Raw genomic sequence first — 17,575 nt, 5'->3', positions numbered from 1 at the left:
TGATTGATCCGGAAGCACTTTCTGGTAGCGGGGGAGGGACTCGAACCCCCGACCCCAGGATTATGATTCCCGTGCTCTGGGCGATCCGCCGAGAGGGCCGTCGCCCCACGGCGGAGTTGCCAACAAAGCTCAAGTCTGACGGCGCCGACGGGTTGATTGTGTGACCCCGCGCGTTCAGCGCTCACGCTCTTGCATTCTCACACGTTCGCCGCTTTGGGCTAGACGGAGCTCCTTATCTCCTTCTGATTGTTGACGATCTCGAACGGGCTCTACGACTGTGGCCCGCGCAAACGAACGCCCTTTTTCAAGGTGTCGGGCAATGTGCTCCCTCGCCGCTTCGGTGATACTATGGCGTGCGCGCTCGTCGTTCGGAAACGCTCGTTCTAGCACCCTCTCGATGTTCACCATCTGCGACTGCGCTGCGACCAGATCGACATCACGCGCCGCGGTCTGACGATCGGCCGTGCGAAACTTCTCGGCCGTCACTCGCCAACGATTACGCGGCACCTGTCGGCGTTCGGTGCGGGTTTGGCCGTTCACGGCATCAATCACCTTTATTTCTTTTGTGACCTGTTCGACGCCATCTCTGCGCACGAGAATGCGATCACCCGGCTTCGCGTTGCTGTTGGCAGTCGCCTTTTCGAGACCGACGCCCCACACTTGATGCCGGCGGCCGTTATCAAGTTCGATTGCCACATAGGTGGACGGCTCGGCACCTTTTTGATTGCGATAGGGTGCCCTGCCGACGTCAACCAAGTGGCCTGCGACGCCTTTGTCGTAGTCAGGTCGTTCCGCCAGCACGTCCCTATCGGAAGCCGGACGAACCTTCACCTCGTGTGTGCGAGTCTGTGCTCGGTTCCAGACGTCCTGCCGATCGGAGAGTGCCTGCCGATCGAGTTCAGTCGGCTGATAGCCCTGAACTTCGATACCGCGGGCACCGGCCTCTCGCCAAGCCTCGCGCCGAAATTCCACCGAGCCGCGGACCTGGATCGATTCCCATTGCCGATGTTGCGCAACGCTCACCATGTCGCGGATCACCTCGGCGGCGGCCAAGCGCGTGATCAGACGATCTCCGGTCATCTTGAAGGCGAGGTATTCGCCGCGCTCATCGGCGTAGAGGTGGGCCTCTCCGTCGGGTCCGTGTTTTCCGGTCTCGTTGGCCACCACGTAATATTTGCGGCGGATGCGATCGGGCAGCGCCTTGTCATCGACCGTAGCGGACAGCAAATTGTCAATCGGAGCTGACCTCGCTGCAGAATCTTGTCCCGGTTTGTCCGTGCTGGGATCGCGTGCTCGGCGTTCCCCGCGTTTGAGGCTGAAGTCCTCGCTGCCGTCACGCGTGTCGTTCATGCTGTTGTCCGTTCTGCTTCCGCCTTGGCCGTCGCGCCGGCAAGATGGCCTGGGCGTCGATGTAATCCAGGGTCCAGGCTTTCATCTCATCCTCGGACAGCCCTTCAAGGTCGATGTCCACATCCCCGAAATCAAAACTGGCGTTTGCAGGAATTGTGGAGGGGTCGGCCACCTCCTCGTCGGTCATCGGCCGCGTGCAAAATACCGCGCGGAGTTCAGCGACCTCGGAACGAAGCTCCTTGATTTCGGCGTCAAGCAGCGCGGTCGAGCGGCCCCTAGGCATCTCCGGGGCCGGCGCCGGCAGCAGGCGCTGCAGGAAAGCCTTGTCTTCGTAGTATACGATCTTATCAGCGATAATAGGCGGAATTCCGGTACCCAGGATAAATGCCTTTGACTTTGGAAGAAGCTTCAGCTCTTGAGGTAGCATCAGGGCGCGACGATGTTCGGAGATCGTCTCGCTGGTCGCGCGCATCGCCATCCCTTTCGGTCCGCTGCGGCTGCGCGCTTTCACTGTATCGTAGCCGATACGCTCCGAGAGCTCATTGGCCACGTCCTGCTCCTTCGGGGCAAACACGACCTCGACGGCGTGGTTGGTCATGAAGTTGCGGGCCGCGTCGATCCCGTAGATGGCGCGCAGCTGCGCCGGGCTCTGCACCACGGTGAGCAGACGGATACCGTATCCGGCGATGAAGGCGACCGATTTTGCCAGCACATTGACATTGCCTAGCGCCGGAAATTCATCGAGCAATAGCAGCACCTTGCGATTGAGTTTGGGGCTCTGCTCCGGCAATTCGCGGGTATTGAGATCGACCACCTGCTGAAAGAACAGATTGAGAAGCGGCGCCATGCGGTCGAGATTGTCAGGCGTGACGCCGAGATAGATCGACATCGACCGTTGCCGCAACTGCCGCAAATCGAAATCGTTGGCAGACGTGGCGGCATCGATGCGAGGGTTGAGCCAGAGGCCGAGCCTTGCCGTGACGGTCTTTCGCACCGAGTTCATGGTGTTTTCGGAAGCCGCGAGGAAGTCGTTCAATGCCGTGATGCAATGTCGTGACAGTGGCGAAGGGCCGGACTTGCGAACGGCGATGATCTTCTCAAAATGCGCCTTGAGGTCGGGGGCCTCGGACAGCTGGTGCAGAATCTCCCCGATCGTCAACGGCAATCCAGGTGTTTCCGCGACATAGCCGCCGATCGCCACAAAGGCCGAGCGGGCAGCCTCGAACCAGAACGGATCGCCGCGGCTTTCGGCCGGAAACAGCATCACCGCGATGCGCTGCAGATCGTCATAGAGATCCGCAGGATCGCTTCGAACATAACCAAGCGGATTATAGCGCGCGGTGCGACCGTTCTCCTCGAGCGGATCGAACAAATAGACCTCCTGCCCGTGGGCTGCCCGAAATCCTGCAGACCGATCCCAGTTTTCCTTCTTTACATCGAGAACGACCACCGAATCTGGCCAATTCAATAGGTTTGGAATGACATAGCCGACGCCCTTCCCGGCTCTGGTCGGAGCGTAGACCAGGACGTGTTCCGACCCGCCGAAGCAGAGCAGTGCGCCGTCCTTGCGGCCGAGTAGCACGCCTTCCTTGGATCGCAGGCCAGCGGCCTTGATTTCGCGCTCGGACGCGAAACGAGCGCTGCCGTGAAGCGGGAGAGGACGGTGTCGGAAGATAGCACCGACCAAGCCAAAGACCACAACCAGGCCGGCGAGCGTCGACAGGGTCAGCCAGCGGTCGAAACGTGGATCGGCGCCGTAACGGGGCCAGCCCGTGGCGATCTCCGACCAGTGCAGGCCGCCATCGTGAAGCCTGAGCCCCAGCAGCAGTACGTTTGAGGCGACCAGCAGGAAGAGCGCGGAAGCCGCGAGCGCGACCGCGAAGCCCTGCGCCGCTCTAACTGATTTGGTCGCGTTTGCGAACGGGGTCATAATATATCTCCGAAATGCGGTAGCGGCCGTCCCGCTTCTGCATCTGGATGACGACGTCGACGAGAAGCAGCAGCAGCGAGCGGATGTCGTCGCGATGGAGGTCGCGCCCTTCCGCGCTTTCCTTGACCAACAGCGTCAGTTGCTCGAAGGCGAGCCGGGCGCTGTCGGCATGAACAGTTGTGATCGATCCCGGATGGCCGGAGTTCACATTTCTCAGATAGAAGAACGCCGTCCCGTCGCGCAGCTCCTGCAGCAAGATACGATCCGGCCGCATCCGCAGGCAGGACTCGAGAAGTTCGCGCGGTCCAATTTTGGCGACGCCCTGCCCGTCTTTGGCATAGAGCAGCCGCACGCAATTCTGATGAGGGATGACAAGCTCGGCGGTGTCCTCAATGGTGATGAGCCGCTCTTGTGCTGGAATCGCCGCGATCAGCGCTTTGGACAAGGTGGTCTTGCCGGAACCGGTCGCTCCGGAAATGATGACGTTGCGGCGACTCGAGACGGCAAGCTGGAGGAAGTCACGCCAGGCGCCGGCTTCTTTCAGAGCCAGAAGCCGCTTCTCGTCGGCCGTGAGATCGTCATTGGTGACGCGGACCTCATCGAACAGTTTTGTCCGCTCAAAGGCATCCAGCGTCATCGTCAGAGCCGACGGCTTGCGAATCGTGAGGCTGACTGTGCCAGGGGGCACAGCCGGCGGGACGACGATCTGGCAGCGCTCCTCGCCGATCAGGGTGGTCGACACCACTGGATGCTCCGGACCGATGTCCTGGCGGGTGTGACCGGCGGCCGCGGTGGCGAGATTTGAAAGATAGGCGTGTGTCAGAGTTGGCGCTTCGTGTCGGGTCCAGCCGCCGGGACCTTCCACGAAAAGCTCGCCGGGGCGGTTGACGACGATTTCGGTCAGGGAGTTGTCTGCCAGAAGTGGAGCAAACGGCTCCAGATAGCGCGCCAGCACGAGCCGGCTGCCATCGCGCTCGATGGAGTGTGTGGCGCTCACTTTGTCACCACGGCCGGGGCCGCGATGCCCCCGGGGATGGTGCGGTCCAAAATCTGCGTGCGGGTCTCGGTCCGCCGGAGTTGATAGACCGAGGAGAAATCGACGTCGCGGGCGACAAAGATATTGACGAGCTCGCCCTGATTCTTGTTCAGCGTCGGCGGAATGTTGATCGACTGCTCAACAGCGATACCGGCGGCGGTGTTGGTGGCGCCTGTGGTGTTGTTGATCTGGATGGAACTATCCTGCAGCTGCTGACGTCCAATTGACGAGGCGTCATTGACAATCGACAGCAGCAGCGCCGAACCGAACCGTTCAAAGAAATGGGTGTCAATGTCGCCGTCGAAGCCGGCGCGGCCCAGCGCGTCGGTGGCTGGCGAAGCCAATGCCGCAATGACGCCGGTTGGCGTCTTGGCGCGCGTCCACAGCACGAATAGCCGTTTTGAACCCCGTCGCACATTGCCGCGATATTCACCGACCACCTGCGTGCCCTTTTCCATCAGCACCACGTTGCCGGAGTCCGACATCACGTCGCGCACCACGACGCAGGAGACGAAACCCGCCACGTCCGAGGACATCGCCGTCTCCAGCACGCACGGGATCGAGGTGCCCTGGGTGACCAGCAGATTGCGGTTAGGAAGTCGCGCCGCGCGCACGCCCTCGATCGGCGTTGGTCTCAGCTTGTCGGCGAGGTCGTTGCGTGGCTCGCCCCGCCCGAACCCATAGGGATCGGTAACGACACTTCCGGTCACGCTGTCGTGGGCCGTGCGCCCCGCAGAGATCTGCCGGTTATAGGCCAGCACTGGTGCGCGCCGGGCACTTTCCAGAAGCTGGTCGGAAGCGGGCGCGGAAGCTGCTGGCGTGGCTGCAACCGGCGCGGCTCCAATCGAGGCCGTGGTGATCGGTGCGGGAGGTAGCTCCGGGATGGGCTCGAACGCCGCCGCCTGGCGGATCACCAGCTTGCGGGCGGAATCGCCGACCGGCTTATCGCTTTTCCAGGTGCCCCAAATGATCAGAGCGGCAAATGCGGTGAGCGCCAGCGCGCCGAAGCCGCGTTTGAGCATTGCCGCTCGACCATTGTCCCCTCCTCCCACGGGCGTAATGCCACGGTCGCCGGCGATCGTCTCATCGTGATGTTCGGTCATGTCGCGCTCGCCTATCGTGGCCTTGGGGTTGGTGGCGATTTCTTCGCTCGCCGCTCGATCGACGGGCTTGTGGTATTGGTGCCCGGGTTGATCCCCACAGCGTCGAACGCTTCGTTGAAGATGCAGAGCACGTTGTCGCCTTTGCGCAGCCGAAACTCGCGGGCTGTGGCATGAACGACCACGAGCTCGCCGCGGACATCCTTGGGCACCAGGCTTTCCGTGCCGTCGGAGTTGATCAGGTAGATCGCGGGGATTTCACGGTTGCCCGCGAAGCGGAACGTGGTCTCCTTGCCGTCGTCGAAAACGGCTTCCGGTTCGAGGTCGACTGAGCCCTGCGCTGAAAAGCGCCAGTTGCGCGCGCCATAGGCATGATGCAGATCGAAGGTCTGCTCGATCAGCGCGCCTTCCCGCTCGGCGCCGCGGGCCGCCGCCTCAGCGCGCCGGCGCTCGATCTCGTCGCCGGGATAGGCGAAGCGGACGACGAAGTAGCTGTCCGCCAGCGTCGTCTCGGCGATCGACAACTCGAACTGATACGATCGCTTGCGCCCGTCAGGGCGGGTGGTGACGACCTGCAGGTTGGTTGGTGGATGTTTTTCCCGCGGCTTGAGGAACAGAATCGAGCCTGCCGGTGCGACCTCCCATGCAATCGCGTCGCCGATCGCGACATGCGCGACCTCTTCATCATCGGCGAACAGAATCTGGGTCGATGCCCGAATCACGCCGTTGACCCGGACGACGTTGGCCGGATTGTAGGTCACGGTTCGCACACGGGCATCATGTTGACCCGGTGAGGGCTGTTGCAACGCCAGAACCGGCCCCGCGAATCCCAGGGCGAAGGTCATCAAGAGGACCAAACGTCTCATGGCACGACCTCCGGATCGGCGCGGTATTCCGAAACCAGGAAGCCGAGCGGATTGATGAGACGGTCGGCAGAGGACATTGGCGCGTTGGCATAGGAAAACGTCAGGGTCGAGACCCAATGAGTAATGCGGGTTTCCTCGCCCTTGCGGCTCTCTTTCATGAAACGCACGGACGCGACATTGTCGGCCAGGAGCGAGATCGCCTTGATCCGAACCGTCGCGACCCCGAAGCGGCCTTGAACGACTTGCGGGCTTTCGGGATTGGAGCCGCGATACCAGGCCGCGAACCGGGCTTGTTCACCCTGCCCCGAAAGCAAGGAAATGGTGCGGAAGTTGGTTTCGGCCTCCGGATAGCTGTAACCTTCACGCGCGCGAACGTAGCGTCCGAGAAAATATTTGGTGACGGCTTCATCATACCGCGCCGGCGTCGAAGTGAGGGCGGAGACGGTATCCACAATCCCGGTCGCGTTATCGACCCGGATAACGAACGGCTCGACCGTCTTCAGCGGCGCAAGCGCTGCGACCGCACTGAGTGAGGCAACCGCCAATACGCAAGCAACCGCGGCAATCACCCATGCCGTTCTTCGCGAGCGATGGGCCGATAGCAGCAGATCCTGCTCCCATCGACGCGCATTGTCGAAGTAGGTTTTCAGGTCATCATGTCCGACCATCTCACGCCTCCTTGCCGCAAGCGCGGTAAGAGGCTGCAATGTCGGCCTGGTGGCCAGATGCAGCGAGTTGCCTGGAGGGCGCTGCCGGGCTGGTCTCGCCTTTGCGGATGACCGGTGCTGGCGCGGACGGCGGTATAGGCGCCTCCGGTGCTGCCAGTGGCGTGCCGGTTTCCCAATCCCATAGCGAGCGATTGAGCGGTCGGCGAGCCAGGCCATCACATGACGGCGGCCCCTTTGACCAGATCGCGCAGCCGCCAAGCTGCCATGCGATCACGCAGATGATGAATAGTCGACGCCACATCGTTCTGATGCCCCTGTTTGTCTGTCGCCTGTTGCCATCGATGATTGCCTACGCCGCTGTGGTCCCCGCCGATCGGGTGCGTCGCATGCTGCCGCCCTGGCGGCTGGCTCTTATGGCGGCGAGACCGCGGCTGGCTGACCAGCGGGCTCCGGCATAAGCGCCGCCGGCTGCGGCCGTCGCGTTGGCAATCATTGGGCTCGTGACCAGCCGGCTTGCGAGCGAAGCGCCACCCCCGGCGAGACCGCCTGCGATGATCGGCAGTTGAAGCGCGATGTATCCGGACAGACCGAGCACCGCGCTGATGGCGACCGCGGCCACCACCATCTCGCCGGCCGTGCCGGCGTTTGCCGCGAACCTGTCGATGAAGCCGCTAACGGTCGTCAACATCAGCCCGACCAGTGCCACCACCAGCACCAGCAGGATCACGAAATTCGCGACCTGCCGAAGCCAAGCTTCCGTAAAGGGCCGCGTGGCCTCAAATAATCCAAGTGCAATGAAGAGCGGCCCAAGCGCGATCACGACGCCAAGACCAACCTTGGCATAGAGCAGGATGGCAAACTGCAAGAAGGAGCCGACCGCCACAAAGATCAGGAGAATGGCGGCAATCAGTGCCGGAGCCACGTCGGTTATTCCCGCTTGATCGTAGATCTTATTGGCGACGTCGATTCCCTTGGACAGAAGCTGATCGAAAGGAGCTCCTGAATTCGTGTTCAATCCCGAGCCCGCTAACGCATTGCCGATCTCCCTCGGCAAGGAATCAAAGAACAGGCCCGTGACGTATTGCTGGAACGCGCTTGAATTGGTCGCGAGCATAACCACGACCACGATCCGCATCGCCCGCCAGGCAAACTCCATAATAGGTTCGGAAATTGCGCCCCGCATCACGGCAAAGCCGTAGAGGATGACATAGAGCATCACGGCCGTGCGGAGCGGACCATCAATGTAGGAGGCAAGATTTGATGCCGAGGTCGACACGAATGTCGTGATCGGCTGCTCGAACGCCTTCAGGAAGCTGTCAAAGACGTTTATGGCCATCGCGGCGATCCTTACTTCAGAGCGTCTTTCATCTCTTGGACGGTGATCTTCTTGCGGGCTTCGTTGGCGTTGATGCAGTCGGTCGTGTTCCCGCGTTCGCCTGGGTTATCGCGGCACGCCTTGAGCGTTGCCTGAAGCTCGTCCCGATGATTAAAGAACCAGCTGACGGTCTTCCTCTGCTGACCGCTGTCGGTATCGTTGCAACCGGTAAGAGCAGCCGCAACAGCGATCGCCAGAATAGATGCCTTCATTGTCATTGCAGCGCCGCCTTCATTTCGTCGACCAATTGGTGCCGCTTCTCGCGCTCTCGTTGTCCGTCCATGTCCATTCGGGCCTGCTGGATCATCGCCAGCCCCTGCATCCGGAGCACATCGTTCTGCAGCAGCGCCTGTTCGGCTTGCAGCCGCGCCGAAAGATCGAGAGTCTCCTTGGCGTCGGTCGCCGAGCTGATGCGCATTCTCAATTCCTCGAGTGCATCGATACGCTGCGAGGCCGTGTCGTAGACCGCCTGGCCCATGGAGTGCTTGGCGCCGGTCTGCCGCGCGATCCGGTCGAGCTCGCTCTGGTAATACGAATTGCCGCTGTTGCCGGCATACGCGCGGTTCTGCGAAAGATAATGGTTCATCGCATCGGCGAAGTTGCCGCCGCCCTGCCCCGCAACGAGACGTTCGATGTCAGAGAATTGTTGGGGCAAGACTTTCCGGAACTGCGGCGTGTTTAGGAGCGCGCCGATGTCGTTGGCGTTGGTCCGCTTGTTGAAACTGTCATAGAGCTGCTTGGCCTGGTTCAATTGATCCTGCGCCACCCTGAGCTGGGACGTCAGGGTATCGACCTGCTTCTTCAGCTCCGTCAGTTGCTCGAATTGGCGCGCATAGACGCTGGGATCGAACACAATCTCCGCTTCCGCAGACGATGCCATCAGGAGGATCAGGACTGAGACGGACGTGAGAATCGTCGGGATACGTTGAACCGTCATCGGATTGTCCTCCGTTCCGCGTGAAATACCGGCAGCCATCGGGCCGGATCGTCGCCGACCTCTGCCCGAATGCGGTCGAGCAGTTCGACCGTTTCCGTCCGTCCCGACAAGACGGCGAGCGCATCGTCGAAGCCGCCGAGGTCAAGCTCCGCCACCACCGAGTTGTGGCCTTGCTTGACGAGGAATCGCCGGCTTTCGGGCGCGAGCTCCTCCTTGATCAGGCGGAATTCAGTGTCGGTCAGATGGAAGCCGTCAACATAGTCCGGGCGCGTTCCTCGCGCGTTCGGCAGAAAAATCTGGGTCGGGCATTGCTCGACAATGGTATGTGCGATCGGGGAGGCCAGCGCGTCCCGAGGCGACTGCGTGCCGAACACCATGACACCGTTCTGTTTGCGGATGGTTTTCAGCTTGTTGTTGGCGAGATCACGAAATGCCTCGTCTCCGAGCGCCTTCCAGAACTCATCGATGTCGATGATCAGGCGTCGGCCGTCGATCAGGCGCTCTACGCGGTGGAACAGATACATCATCAGCGGCGTGCGAACGGCCGGATGATCCAGCAGATCGGTCATGTCGAAGCCAATGAACCGGGCCTCCAACCCGATGGCATCCTGCTCGCCATCCAGCACCCAGCCGAAAGGAGCGCCCCGGCACCATCGCTCCAAACGTGCACCGATCCCTTCGCGATCCTGCTGGCCCAGAAAAGCCCGCAGCGCCCCGAACGAGCGCTCCGCCTGCCGCAGGTGACCAAGCGCTCGCAATCCGGAATCGATCCGCTCTTCCTCGGTCACGGTCAGCGGGCGGTTTTCTGGCGTGACAAGCTTTCGGACGAGTTCACCCAGGAAAGAAAGATTGCCCGGATTCAGCTCCAGCGCCTTGAGCGGCGCGCAGCCAGTCCCAACGCCGTTGTGGAGGGTTAGATAGGTGCCCCCGGCGGCACGAACGAAAATCTCGGCGCCACGGTCCTTGTCGAAGAAGACGTAAGTGGCGCCGAGCCGCTCGGCCTGCGACAGCAGGAAGTTCTGCACGACGGTCTTGCCGGACCCCGAGGGTCCACAGATGAAGGTATTGCCGAGGTCACTGTGATGGAACGAGAAGTAAAACGGCGAACCGGATGCGGTCTTGAGCATCGCAATCGCCGGTCCCCAATGGTTGCCGGCAGGCCTCCCGGTAGGATAGGTGTGGAAAGGGGAGAATGCCGCGAAATTGCGTGAGCTGATCGCCCCAGTTCGTGCCCGATATTTGAACAGCCCGGGAAGCTGGGCCCAATAGGCAGCTTCAAGGCCGAGATCTTCGCGCGCCACCACGGCGCCCGCATCGGCCAGAACGCGCCGCGCCACGCTCATATGATCCTGTAGCTGCGAAGGCGTCTCGGCGTAGATCAGCAGCGAGAGATGATGGTCTCCAAGCGCGAACCTGTTGGATTCGAGATCGTCGAGCGCGTCAGCGAGTTCGTCGATCTGCGAGGCCGCCGGATCCTGAGCCGAAACCAGTTGGTTCTGCTTACGCGTCAGGACCGTCTTGGCGTCGGCTTTCGACAAAAACGCGAAGGATTGCGTGAGGATAATCTCGAAAGGCGCGGAAAGCAGCGCGTTCAACAGGCCAGGCCTGGTGGACGCCGGATATTCCTTGAGTCCGAACATACCCGCGAAGCGCGATCCGCCCGCGCCTCGGAGTTCGATCGCTTCACGCCCGAAGATGACACGGTTTGAATAGAGCGCGGGACCGATCGGGCCTTGAGGCAATGGCATGGGCATCCGCTCGCCGGACGCGACGGTATGGAGCAACTCCATCGGTTCTGAGAAGGTGATGCCGTTGCGCTCGACCAATCCGAGGGCGTGTGCGCCGTAACGCTCCAATGCTGCGACCATATCGCGCCTGGCATCGTTGAGCCGCTTCAAGGCATCGCTGTCGACCTCGAGGGAGCGCGCCGCGCTCCAGCCGAGTCGTTTGAAGAACGCGGCCGCAGCGTCGGCGGGGGCGCGACCGGGATGCCAAACCAGCGTCAGATAGAGATCATTACGAAACAGCGCTGTCTTGCGAAGTCGGTCGCGATATTGGGCGTCGAGCGCGGCTGCAAATGTGGATCGGAACGAACCGTCCGGATAGTCTGACGTCCGGCGCCGAACCAGATGGGTCCAGAGCGCCAGCCGCGGATCCGCAACATTGCGCAGGGTGAGGTTCAGCTTGGCGTGAAGGTCGTTCAGATCCGCCGTCTCGGCGGTCTCGAATGAGGTGCCGTCGAGACGGATCACCGTGAGCAGGGCCCGTGTCGTAAGACTAATCACCGTATCGGTGACATGCCGGCCGAACGGCAGGTAGACATCGGGCCCGATCTCTCGGGTTTTAAGCGCTGCGTCACGCATAACGAAGGTCTCGTGTTCGATATCGCCGAACGAGCTTGAGCGGTGTGCAGGACGATCCGCCCCAGAATGACGCGTTGCGCGTGCGTCCGCGGGTTTCGATCCAGGCGAGCAGTATCCGGAACATGTTGGGATCGTGCCGGCAGATGATTCGGCAAAGACCATGGATCGGAATCGCGACCAGGCCGTAGATGATGCTCCCGGCCACCAGGAACAGGATGCAGGAAAACATCACGTTGAGCGCCATGGCTTCCATGGTGACGCCGGCAATCATGGCCGGCCGTGTGCAGGCGAGGAATAAGGTGTCCTCTGTGAGACGCGCGGCCTCGATCATCAACGACCTCCAGTCAAGGTCGAGACCACCTCGGAGGCGCCGAACGTGATGGCGACACCGAGCACAACATAGGCGGCCTTGCGCAGATCGAGATAGCCGAACATCCAGGCGATGCCGACGATGATGACCGCCAGCGTGGCCAGCAGGCGCGCCACGTTTCCAGTCAACATGTTGACGATATTTTGCAGCACGCCCTCGATGTTCGCGGTCTGCGCGAGCGCAGGCTCGACCAAGGCAATGCTGAGAACGGCCCCCATGCACACGAGTGCAGCGGAGTGCTTAAGAGGCGAAGTCATGACACGGCTCCGATTGGCAGTGCAGCCGGACCAGCCCGGACCGCGGTGTTGAGTTGAGACGAAAAGAGAGGTCCTCATCGTTCATAGACGAAGGCTGACGTGCCAAGGCCGGAACGATAGACATCCCAATTCGGACGCTCCCTGACGGATGGAGTGTTGATTGGCGGTGTGTCGCCGTTGGAAGTGTCGACACCGGAAGAGGCTGTCGGCCGCATACGGGCTTCGGGCGGTCTGCCGGGAGCTTTGGCCGCGAAGCTCGCGACAACGCTGGCAATTGCCTGGTCGCTGTCTGAGCTACTCATGTTGGCGGCCTGAAGTCGCACTTCAAATAACCTGCCAAGGCCCGCAATGTGCTTGCAGGCGTCGAAGGTCGTGGTAGCCGTCAACCCGGCCTGCTTGGTTTCCTCGGCATTAAGTTGAGCGAGACCGGTACGGACCGGCTGGCCGGTGGCGATGGCCTCCGTCGTGAGCTGGATCGCTTCGTCACGGTCATTTGCTTGAATCGGAATCGGTTTCCGCCCCTGAATTGTGATCAGCAGCGGCTCGAACGAGCTCGCTTGCCGCACAATCGCGGCCAGCGGCCGCACGAGGTTCGGCGTCGGCGCGCACTGTTCGACCAGAGCCGAGAATGCAGCAGGATCCATTATTGATGACTTTGTTTCGGGAGTTGAAGACGCGGACGCTATGCCGCGAGCGGAAGGCTTGACGGCGCGTCAATTGCACGCCCCGAAATCTTGCCGGTCGCTCGGATTGCGCCGAGAGCGTCATTGGTGATCGGCAACAATCCAGCCACGGCTTTGGTTGCCCCGATCTGACGAGGTGTGCCGAGGCGATCGAGGTGCCATCCGGCCCGGCGCAGGATGCGCTCCATGCGCAGATCAGTGACGGTCGCAATCGCCTGCAGGTCGCACTGCTGGCCCCATTCAATCATTGCCGCAAAGAGCAGGAACGTCGCTTCCCGCAAGCCGTTCTCAGCCGTCACCGCGACGGTTTTGGTATCAACGCAAAAGCGCGAGCTCTCCCAGATCCTGGCTGCTCTGGGCGCCGCGTGGCCATCCAGCAACACCGGGAACGTATCCGCCAACATGTTGCGCCCAGTGGTCGGCAGCAGACGAACACAACCAATAACGTCGCTCTGCTCGAGTGCCAAGAGATAGGTCGGCTGTAAGGAGTCGTATTGATCTATTTCCAATCCGTTCGCGACAGAGACGTCCCAGTCGAGCCGCTCCTTGAACACGCGCCCTCGCAGACGATGCATTCCCATCGCCAGTTCAAAATCGCGCAGGAGCGCCGCACGCGGGCGCACAATGACCTTCATTCTTAACCTCCGGCTTACGAATCACAGCTTCGAGATCAAGAGAGCAGGCGCGGTCACGGCGTTGCGCTGTCAGTTCTGACAGGGCGTTTTGGAATCGTTCTTGCCGCAAAGCTGCCGCAACGTCGCAATACACGCCCCACACGCAGCGCGCGAACGTTGCACGGCTGTCGCTTTTGGGAACCAGAATAGTTCTAAAGGGGTGCGATGAAAAATGTCAAAAGGGCGTGCGATGAGTTTGTTGATTGTCTTCACTCTGCCCACACGGAAGATGATTTTCGACGCGTCGCCGAACGAACCGCGCATGCATTGGGCTTTCGCTGGTTCGCCTATTTTGGCCACCGCGCGAATGGCCCCAAACTGATCTCATCCTATCCGAAGAGTTGGACCAGCCACTATTTTCGCGAGGGATACGACAACATCGATCCCGTTCTTCAGGAACCGCGAAATACAAGCCGGATGTTCCTGTGGGATGGACGTGAGGCGCGAAGCGCAAAGTCGGCGAAAGAACGCCGTCTGTTTGACGACGCGCTCAGCTTCAAGATCAGGACCGGCCTGACCGTTCGCATTCCCGCAAGCCAAAACCAGTTTGCGGCCTTTACGCTCGCGGTGGACGACCGCAGCCTTGGATTCGATCGTTTCATCGAGACCTCACAAGACATGTTAGTAACGGTGGGCCTCAATTTCCATGCCCATGTGAGCGCCGCTAGGATCGGGCGCACGCCCCCGGACGGTCAACAAGGGAGCCCGCTGACTCAGCGCGAACGGCAGTGTCTCGCCTGGATCTCTGACGGCAAGACGATGCAAGATATTGCGGAGCTTCTCGGGGTTTCGCAGCGAGGTGTGAAGTTTCATCTGGACAACGCCAGACGAAATCTTGCTGCACTGACCCTTCCCCACGCTGTGGCCCTCGCGTTTCGGCAGGGATTGCTCCCGTAATGCATAGAACAGCCGTCTGGATCGGCAGCATGGCTCAAGATTGGCGGTTAACCAGAGTGAGCGTGCCAAAAAGGTGCAGCGGCCTCATAAAGTGAGCTCGGCGCACATCATTTGCGGTCTGCAGCTAAAGCGGGTCGTTGCTCGCAGTTGATCGTAGAGCCATGTCTTCGCCGAATCTTCCAGCAGGAAATTGGGCGTCGCCCTACGGGCTCGGGCTGTTGGCTGCGCTGAAGCCCCGCAAGCGGGTCTTCCCCCTTGCGGGCTGCCATCCCTGACGCAAACGGCCCGAATCCCTGAACAACCGCACCTGCTGATCTATCGGAAGCAGCTTCACGCCTGCTCGGATCGGGCGCTAATCCCTAAGTGCGCGCCATGCCGATTGCCTTGAGTACGTCGAATGGAAACGACGCTTTCGCGACGCGGCCGCCGCGTGGTCGGCAAACAGCTTTCGATGATGCCGAAGTTCAGGACGACGTTGCTCTCGATGTCGATCAAGGCAGAGCTCCGCGTAGACGGAAGATGTGCACTTGACACACCATGCTTCCGGTGAAGGACCAACCCCGCTCTCGAATAGGCTTTCCTTGGTTCTGGTGCGGCCTTCCACGATCAACCCGCAAGGGGTTCGCTACGCAAGCGTGCGACCTCTTCGGCTTCGCCTCTCGAGGTGACCGCAGCCGCCCCCGAACACGTCGGCGCCTGTCGAGCGGGGATGGTCCCCGCCGCAAGACGGGAGCCTTCGATGTCGCACAATCTCACACTCGCTCAGAGCCATGCCTTCGATCTGGCTCGCACACTCATGGTGCCGGTCATTCTTTTCCAGGCTGATAACGAATTCGGCGTGATGCTCTCCAGCGAGTACGACGGCGATCAAGACGCCATCGTTCATGAGTACGACCCCTGGAGCCCGGCTCATTGAGCCGGGTGACCGGCTGCCGCTGGCGCCATGCCGGATGCAAGGGAGGCTTCGCCGCGCACAACGATGCGGCGACTGACGGTTGGTCAGCGCGCCCTTGCATTCGGCAGGCTTCGCGGCCGGTCGGGGACGTTCCGCAAGGCGAGGAACAAGTGAGACAAACAAAAGAAGGGGGCCGGACGTCGCCTGCGCGAGTCCGGTGCAGACAAATGGACAAAAGAGAGATCGAAGAGCTGCGCCAGAAGGTTGGCTGCGCGGCCCTGCTGGAGAAAGACGGCTGGAAGGTCGACGTCAAGCAAAGCACCCGACGCGCGATCAAGTATCGCCGTGACAGCAATATCATCATCGTCATCCACGAAGGCCGCGGCTGGTTCGATCCCTTGTCGCCAGCGAAAGGGGACGTATTTTCGCTCGCCGAGCATCTTGGATCTGTCGGTTTCTCTGACGCATGCGACCGTGTTGCGGATACGGTTGGCTTCGTCCCCAGCACACCGGCGTGGCAGCGTCCGACAAGGCCGAAGGCGCTTGGGTCTATTGCTGAGCGGTGGAGACATCGTGTCAAGCCGCGCCCGGGCTCGCGAGCCTGGCGCTATCTCACCGATGAACGCGGACTGCCGACCGACATCGTGAAGCAGGCGGCCGCCTGCGATCGTTTGCGTGAGGGGCCAAAGGGCAGTATGTGGGCGGCACATAGCGATTCTGCTGGAGCGCTCACGGGCTGGGAGGAGCGTGGGCCGGCATGGCGCGGCTTCGCCAGTGACGGCGCCAAGGAGCTATTTCGCTTCGGACCGGCCAGGTCCGAGCGGATTTGCATCACTGAGGCGGCCATCGATGCCATGAGCCTCGCCGCGATCGAGATCCACCGCTCCGATACCCTTTATGTCAGCACCGGAGGCGGCTGGTCGCCGGCGACTGATGAAGCCATCCGTAGCTTGGCCAGGCGCACCAACGCCCGGCTTGTGGCAGCAACCGACAACAATCGACAGGGTGACGTCTACGCGGATCGCGTTCGTGCCATCGCCGCGGAAGCGAGCGCGCAGTTTGCGCGCTCGCGACCGTGCGCGGGCGACTGGAATGAGGATCTGACGGGGCCGGCGAAGAGCCGGAGAACAGCTGAGCAAGTCGACGGCGGAGGCCCGCCCGATGCGCGGACCTCCCGGGTGGCTGCGGCATCAAGGCTCCCGCATGATCGCGATGGCGGGGCTCGCACCTGAGCGATGCGACGGGGAAGTCCGAATAAAGAGGGAGAAAATAGGAAGAGGGTAAACCGCTGCCGCATGCCCGGCCAGCGCGTCAAGGGTGAAGCTTCGCCCGCGTTCCGCGGCCCTTGACCCGCCGGACCTTCGATGCGGCCGGCGAGGAGGTGTGATGAAGGACTGAAGTGACGAAGAGATCAGGCGGATCGCTCGCGCTTCGGTCCGGCCAGGCCAACAGGAGCCGCCGATGCACACCTCACCCACCATCCGTAAAGTCTTCGAAGGCGTCGCGACGCGCCCCGAGATGTACCGCATGTTCAACCGCCATCGCGGCGATCCGGCGATAGCCGAAGGCGACGCCGCCCACCTCTTCGCTGGCGAATGGTTCGAGCTCGCCGAGCGCGACCACAACCACATGCTCGAGATCCTGCCGCCACTGTGGATGCGCGCCGACATGTTCGCAATGCGTGAATTCGTGTCGGCAAGCGTGACTAGCGTTTTCCTGTCACTGTCGATTGACGGGCAGATGCGCTGGTTCCACGGCTACTGCGACCTGTCCGACAGAGCGTCGCCGGAGCGGATGAAGGCCGCGATCATCGCGCGCGAGTCTCGTCCTGTCCGCGCGATGACGCGCGAAGAGCGGCTCGATCACATCTGGTCGAGCACGCACGACGACTACCGCGGCTATGCCGGCGAGCGCTGGCCCGCCGCCGTGCGCGGCCGCCGTACCATGCTCGTCTACGCCGGCCGGCATGGTACCGCGCTGAAGCTGCTGGACGACCTCACCGAAGCCGAGATCGCAGCGAAGCTGCCGGTGCAGCTCCGCCACCTGCCGGAGGCGGTCGCGGCCTAGCTGGGCCGCCCGCCCTCCTCGACCTGCGAACAGCCCGGCCATGCGCCGGGCTTCGCAATTCGGCACCCGGCCTTGCGCCGGGTGTCCCGTCAATCCCGCAAGACCGT

General features: G+C 61.8%; 19 protein-coding genes. 4 read left to right on the top strand and 15 right to left on the bottom strand.

Annotated elements, in window-relative coordinates:
- Positions 1-174: 174 nt before the first annotated feature.
- The 14 genes from IVB18_RS51120 to IVB18_RS51055 form a co-directional block, all read right to left on the bottom strand.
- Entirely contained in the window at positions 175-1,350 is a 1,176-nt protein-coding gene (locus IVB18_RS51120; protein ID WP_247992062.1) for an LPD7 domain-containing protein, read from the bottom strand.
- A complete protein-coding gene (locus IVB18_RS51115) occupies positions 1,334-3,280 on the bottom strand; it encodes a type IV secretory system conjugative DNA transfer family protein (protein ID WP_247992061.1) in 1,947 nt (648 codons plus the stop codon). Before IVB18_RS51115 ends, IVB18_RS51120 begins: the two co-directional genes overlap by 17 nt.
- The gene (gene virB11, locus IVB18_RS51110) at positions 3,246-4,277 is read right to left on the bottom strand and encodes a P-type DNA transfer ATPase VirB11 (protein WP_247992060.1); all 1,032 of its coding nucleotides are present in this window, start codon (positions 4,275-4,277) and stop codon (positions 3,246-3,248) included. Before virB11 ends, IVB18_RS51115 begins: the two co-directional genes overlap by 35 nt.
- Positions 4,274-5,419, bottom strand: a complete 1,146-nt coding sequence (virB10, locus tag IVB18_RS51105) for a type IV secretion system protein VirB10 (RefSeq protein WP_247992059.1) — start codon at positions 5,417-5,419, stop codon at positions 4,274-4,276. Before virB10 ends, virB11 begins: the two co-directional genes overlap by 4 nt.
- A gap of 11 nt (positions 5,420-5,430) precedes the next feature.
- The gene (virB9, locus tag IVB18_RS51100; protein ID WP_247992058.1) at positions 5,431-6,282 is read right to left on the bottom strand and encodes a P-type conjugative transfer protein VirB9; all 852 of its coding nucleotides are present in this window, start codon (positions 6,280-6,282) and stop codon (positions 5,431-5,433) included.
- Positions 6,279-6,950 carry a virB8 family protein gene (locus IVB18_RS51095; RefSeq protein ID WP_247992271.1) on the bottom strand — a complete coding sequence of 224 codons (672 nt, stop codon included), beginning with the start codon at positions 6,948-6,950 and terminating at the stop codon, positions 6,279-6,281. Before IVB18_RS51095 ends, virB9 begins: the two co-directional genes overlap by 4 nt.
- A gap of 349 nt (positions 6,951-7,299) precedes the next feature.
- Positions 7,300-8,286, bottom strand: a complete 987-nt coding sequence (locus IVB18_RS51090) for a type IV secretion system protein (protein WP_247992057.1) — start codon at positions 8,284-8,286, stop codon at positions 7,300-7,302.
- Positions 8,287-8,297: 11 nt separating this feature from the next.
- Positions 8,298-8,543: an EexN family lipoprotein gene (locus IVB18_RS51085; protein WP_247992056.1), complete on the bottom strand. Its 246-nt coding sequence runs from the start codon at positions 8,541-8,543 to the stop codon at positions 8,298-8,300.
- Positions 8,540-9,262: a P-type DNA transfer protein VirB5 gene (gene virB5, locus IVB18_RS51080; RefSeq protein ID WP_247992055.1), complete on the bottom strand. Its 723-nt coding sequence runs from the start codon at positions 9,260-9,262 to the stop codon at positions 8,540-8,542. The genes IVB18_RS51085 and virB5 overlap by 4 nt, the downstream gene beginning before the upstream one ends.
- Positions 9,259-11,625 carry a VirB4 family type IV secretion/conjugal transfer ATPase gene (locus IVB18_RS51075; RefSeq protein ID WP_247992054.1) on the bottom strand — a complete coding sequence of 789 codons (2,367 nt, stop codon included), beginning with the start codon at positions 11,623-11,625 and terminating at the stop codon, positions 9,259-9,261. The genes virB5 and IVB18_RS51075 overlap by 4 nt, the downstream gene beginning before the upstream one ends.
- Positions 11,618-11,956 (bottom strand): type IV secretion system protein VirB3, encoded by a 339-nt coding sequence (locus IVB18_RS51070; protein ID WP_247992053.1) that lies wholly within the window; start codon positions 11,954-11,956, stop codon positions 11,618-11,620. The genes IVB18_RS51075 and IVB18_RS51070 overlap by 8 nt, the downstream gene beginning before the upstream one ends.
- Positions 11,956-12,252, bottom strand: coding sequence for a TrbC/VirB2 family protein (locus IVB18_RS51065; RefSeq protein ID WP_247992052.1), 297 nt, complete (start codon positions 12,250-12,252; stop codon positions 11,956-11,958). The genes IVB18_RS51070 and IVB18_RS51065 overlap by 1 nt, the downstream gene beginning before the upstream one ends.
- Positions 12,253-12,326: 74 nt before the next feature.
- Positions 12,327-12,896, bottom strand: a complete 570-nt coding sequence (locus IVB18_RS51060) for a type IV secretion protein (RefSeq protein ID WP_247992051.1) — start codon at positions 12,894-12,896, stop codon at positions 12,327-12,329.
- A 38-nt stretch (positions 12,897-12,934) separates the two neighbouring features.
- Positions 12,935-13,570, bottom strand: a complete 636-nt coding sequence (locus IVB18_RS51055; RefSeq protein WP_247992050.1) for an acyl-homoserine-lactone synthase — start codon at positions 13,568-13,570, stop codon at positions 12,935-12,937.
- 204 nt (positions 13,571-13,774) lie between these two features.
- Between IVB18_RS51055 and IVB18_RS51050 the strand changes: the two genes are divergently transcribed.
- A complete protein-coding gene (locus IVB18_RS51050; RefSeq protein ID WP_247992049.1) occupies positions 13,775-14,506 on the top strand; it encodes an autoinducer binding domain-containing protein in 732 nt (243 codons plus the stop codon).
- A 330-nt stretch (positions 14,507-14,836) separates the two neighbouring features.
- Here IVB18_RS51050 and IVB18_RS51045 read toward each other — a convergent pair whose 3' ends face one another.
- Positions 14,837-15,001 carry a hypothetical protein gene (locus IVB18_RS51045; protein WP_247992048.1) on the bottom strand — a complete coding sequence of 55 codons (165 nt, stop codon included), beginning with the start codon at positions 14,999-15,001 and terminating at the stop codon, positions 14,837-14,839.
- A gap of 244 nt (positions 15,002-15,245) precedes the next feature.
- Here IVB18_RS51045 and IVB18_RS51040 point away from each other — a divergent pair, with 244 nt between their 5' ends.
- From IVB18_RS51040 to IVB18_RS51030, 3 genes are all read left to right on the top strand, one after another.
- Positions 15,246-15,422, top strand: coding sequence for a hypothetical protein (locus IVB18_RS51040; RefSeq protein ID WP_247992047.1), 177 nt, complete (start codon positions 15,246-15,248; stop codon positions 15,420-15,422).
- Positions 15,423-15,628: 206 nt separating this feature from the next.
- On the top strand, positions 15,629-16,633 hold the full coding sequence (locus tag IVB18_RS51035) for a DUF3991 and toprim domain-containing protein (protein WP_247992270.1): 1,005 nt from the start codon (positions 15,629-15,631) through the stop codon (positions 16,631-16,633).
- A 229-nt stretch (positions 16,634-16,862) separates the two neighbouring features.
- Positions 16,863-17,468: a DUF1419 domain-containing protein gene (locus IVB18_RS51030; protein ID WP_247992046.1), complete on the top strand. Its 606-nt coding sequence runs from the start codon at positions 16,863-16,865 to the stop codon at positions 17,466-17,468.
- Positions 17,469-17,575 lie beyond the last annotated feature (107 nt).

It is taken from the genome of Bradyrhizobium sp. 186, assembly GCF_023101685.1.
Classification (GTDB): domain Bacteria; phylum Pseudomonadota; class Alphaproteobacteria; order Rhizobiales; family Xanthobacteraceae; genus Bradyrhizobium.
Note: the sequence above shows the minus strand (reverse complement) of the source record. Positions and strands in the feature narration are given on the sequence as shown.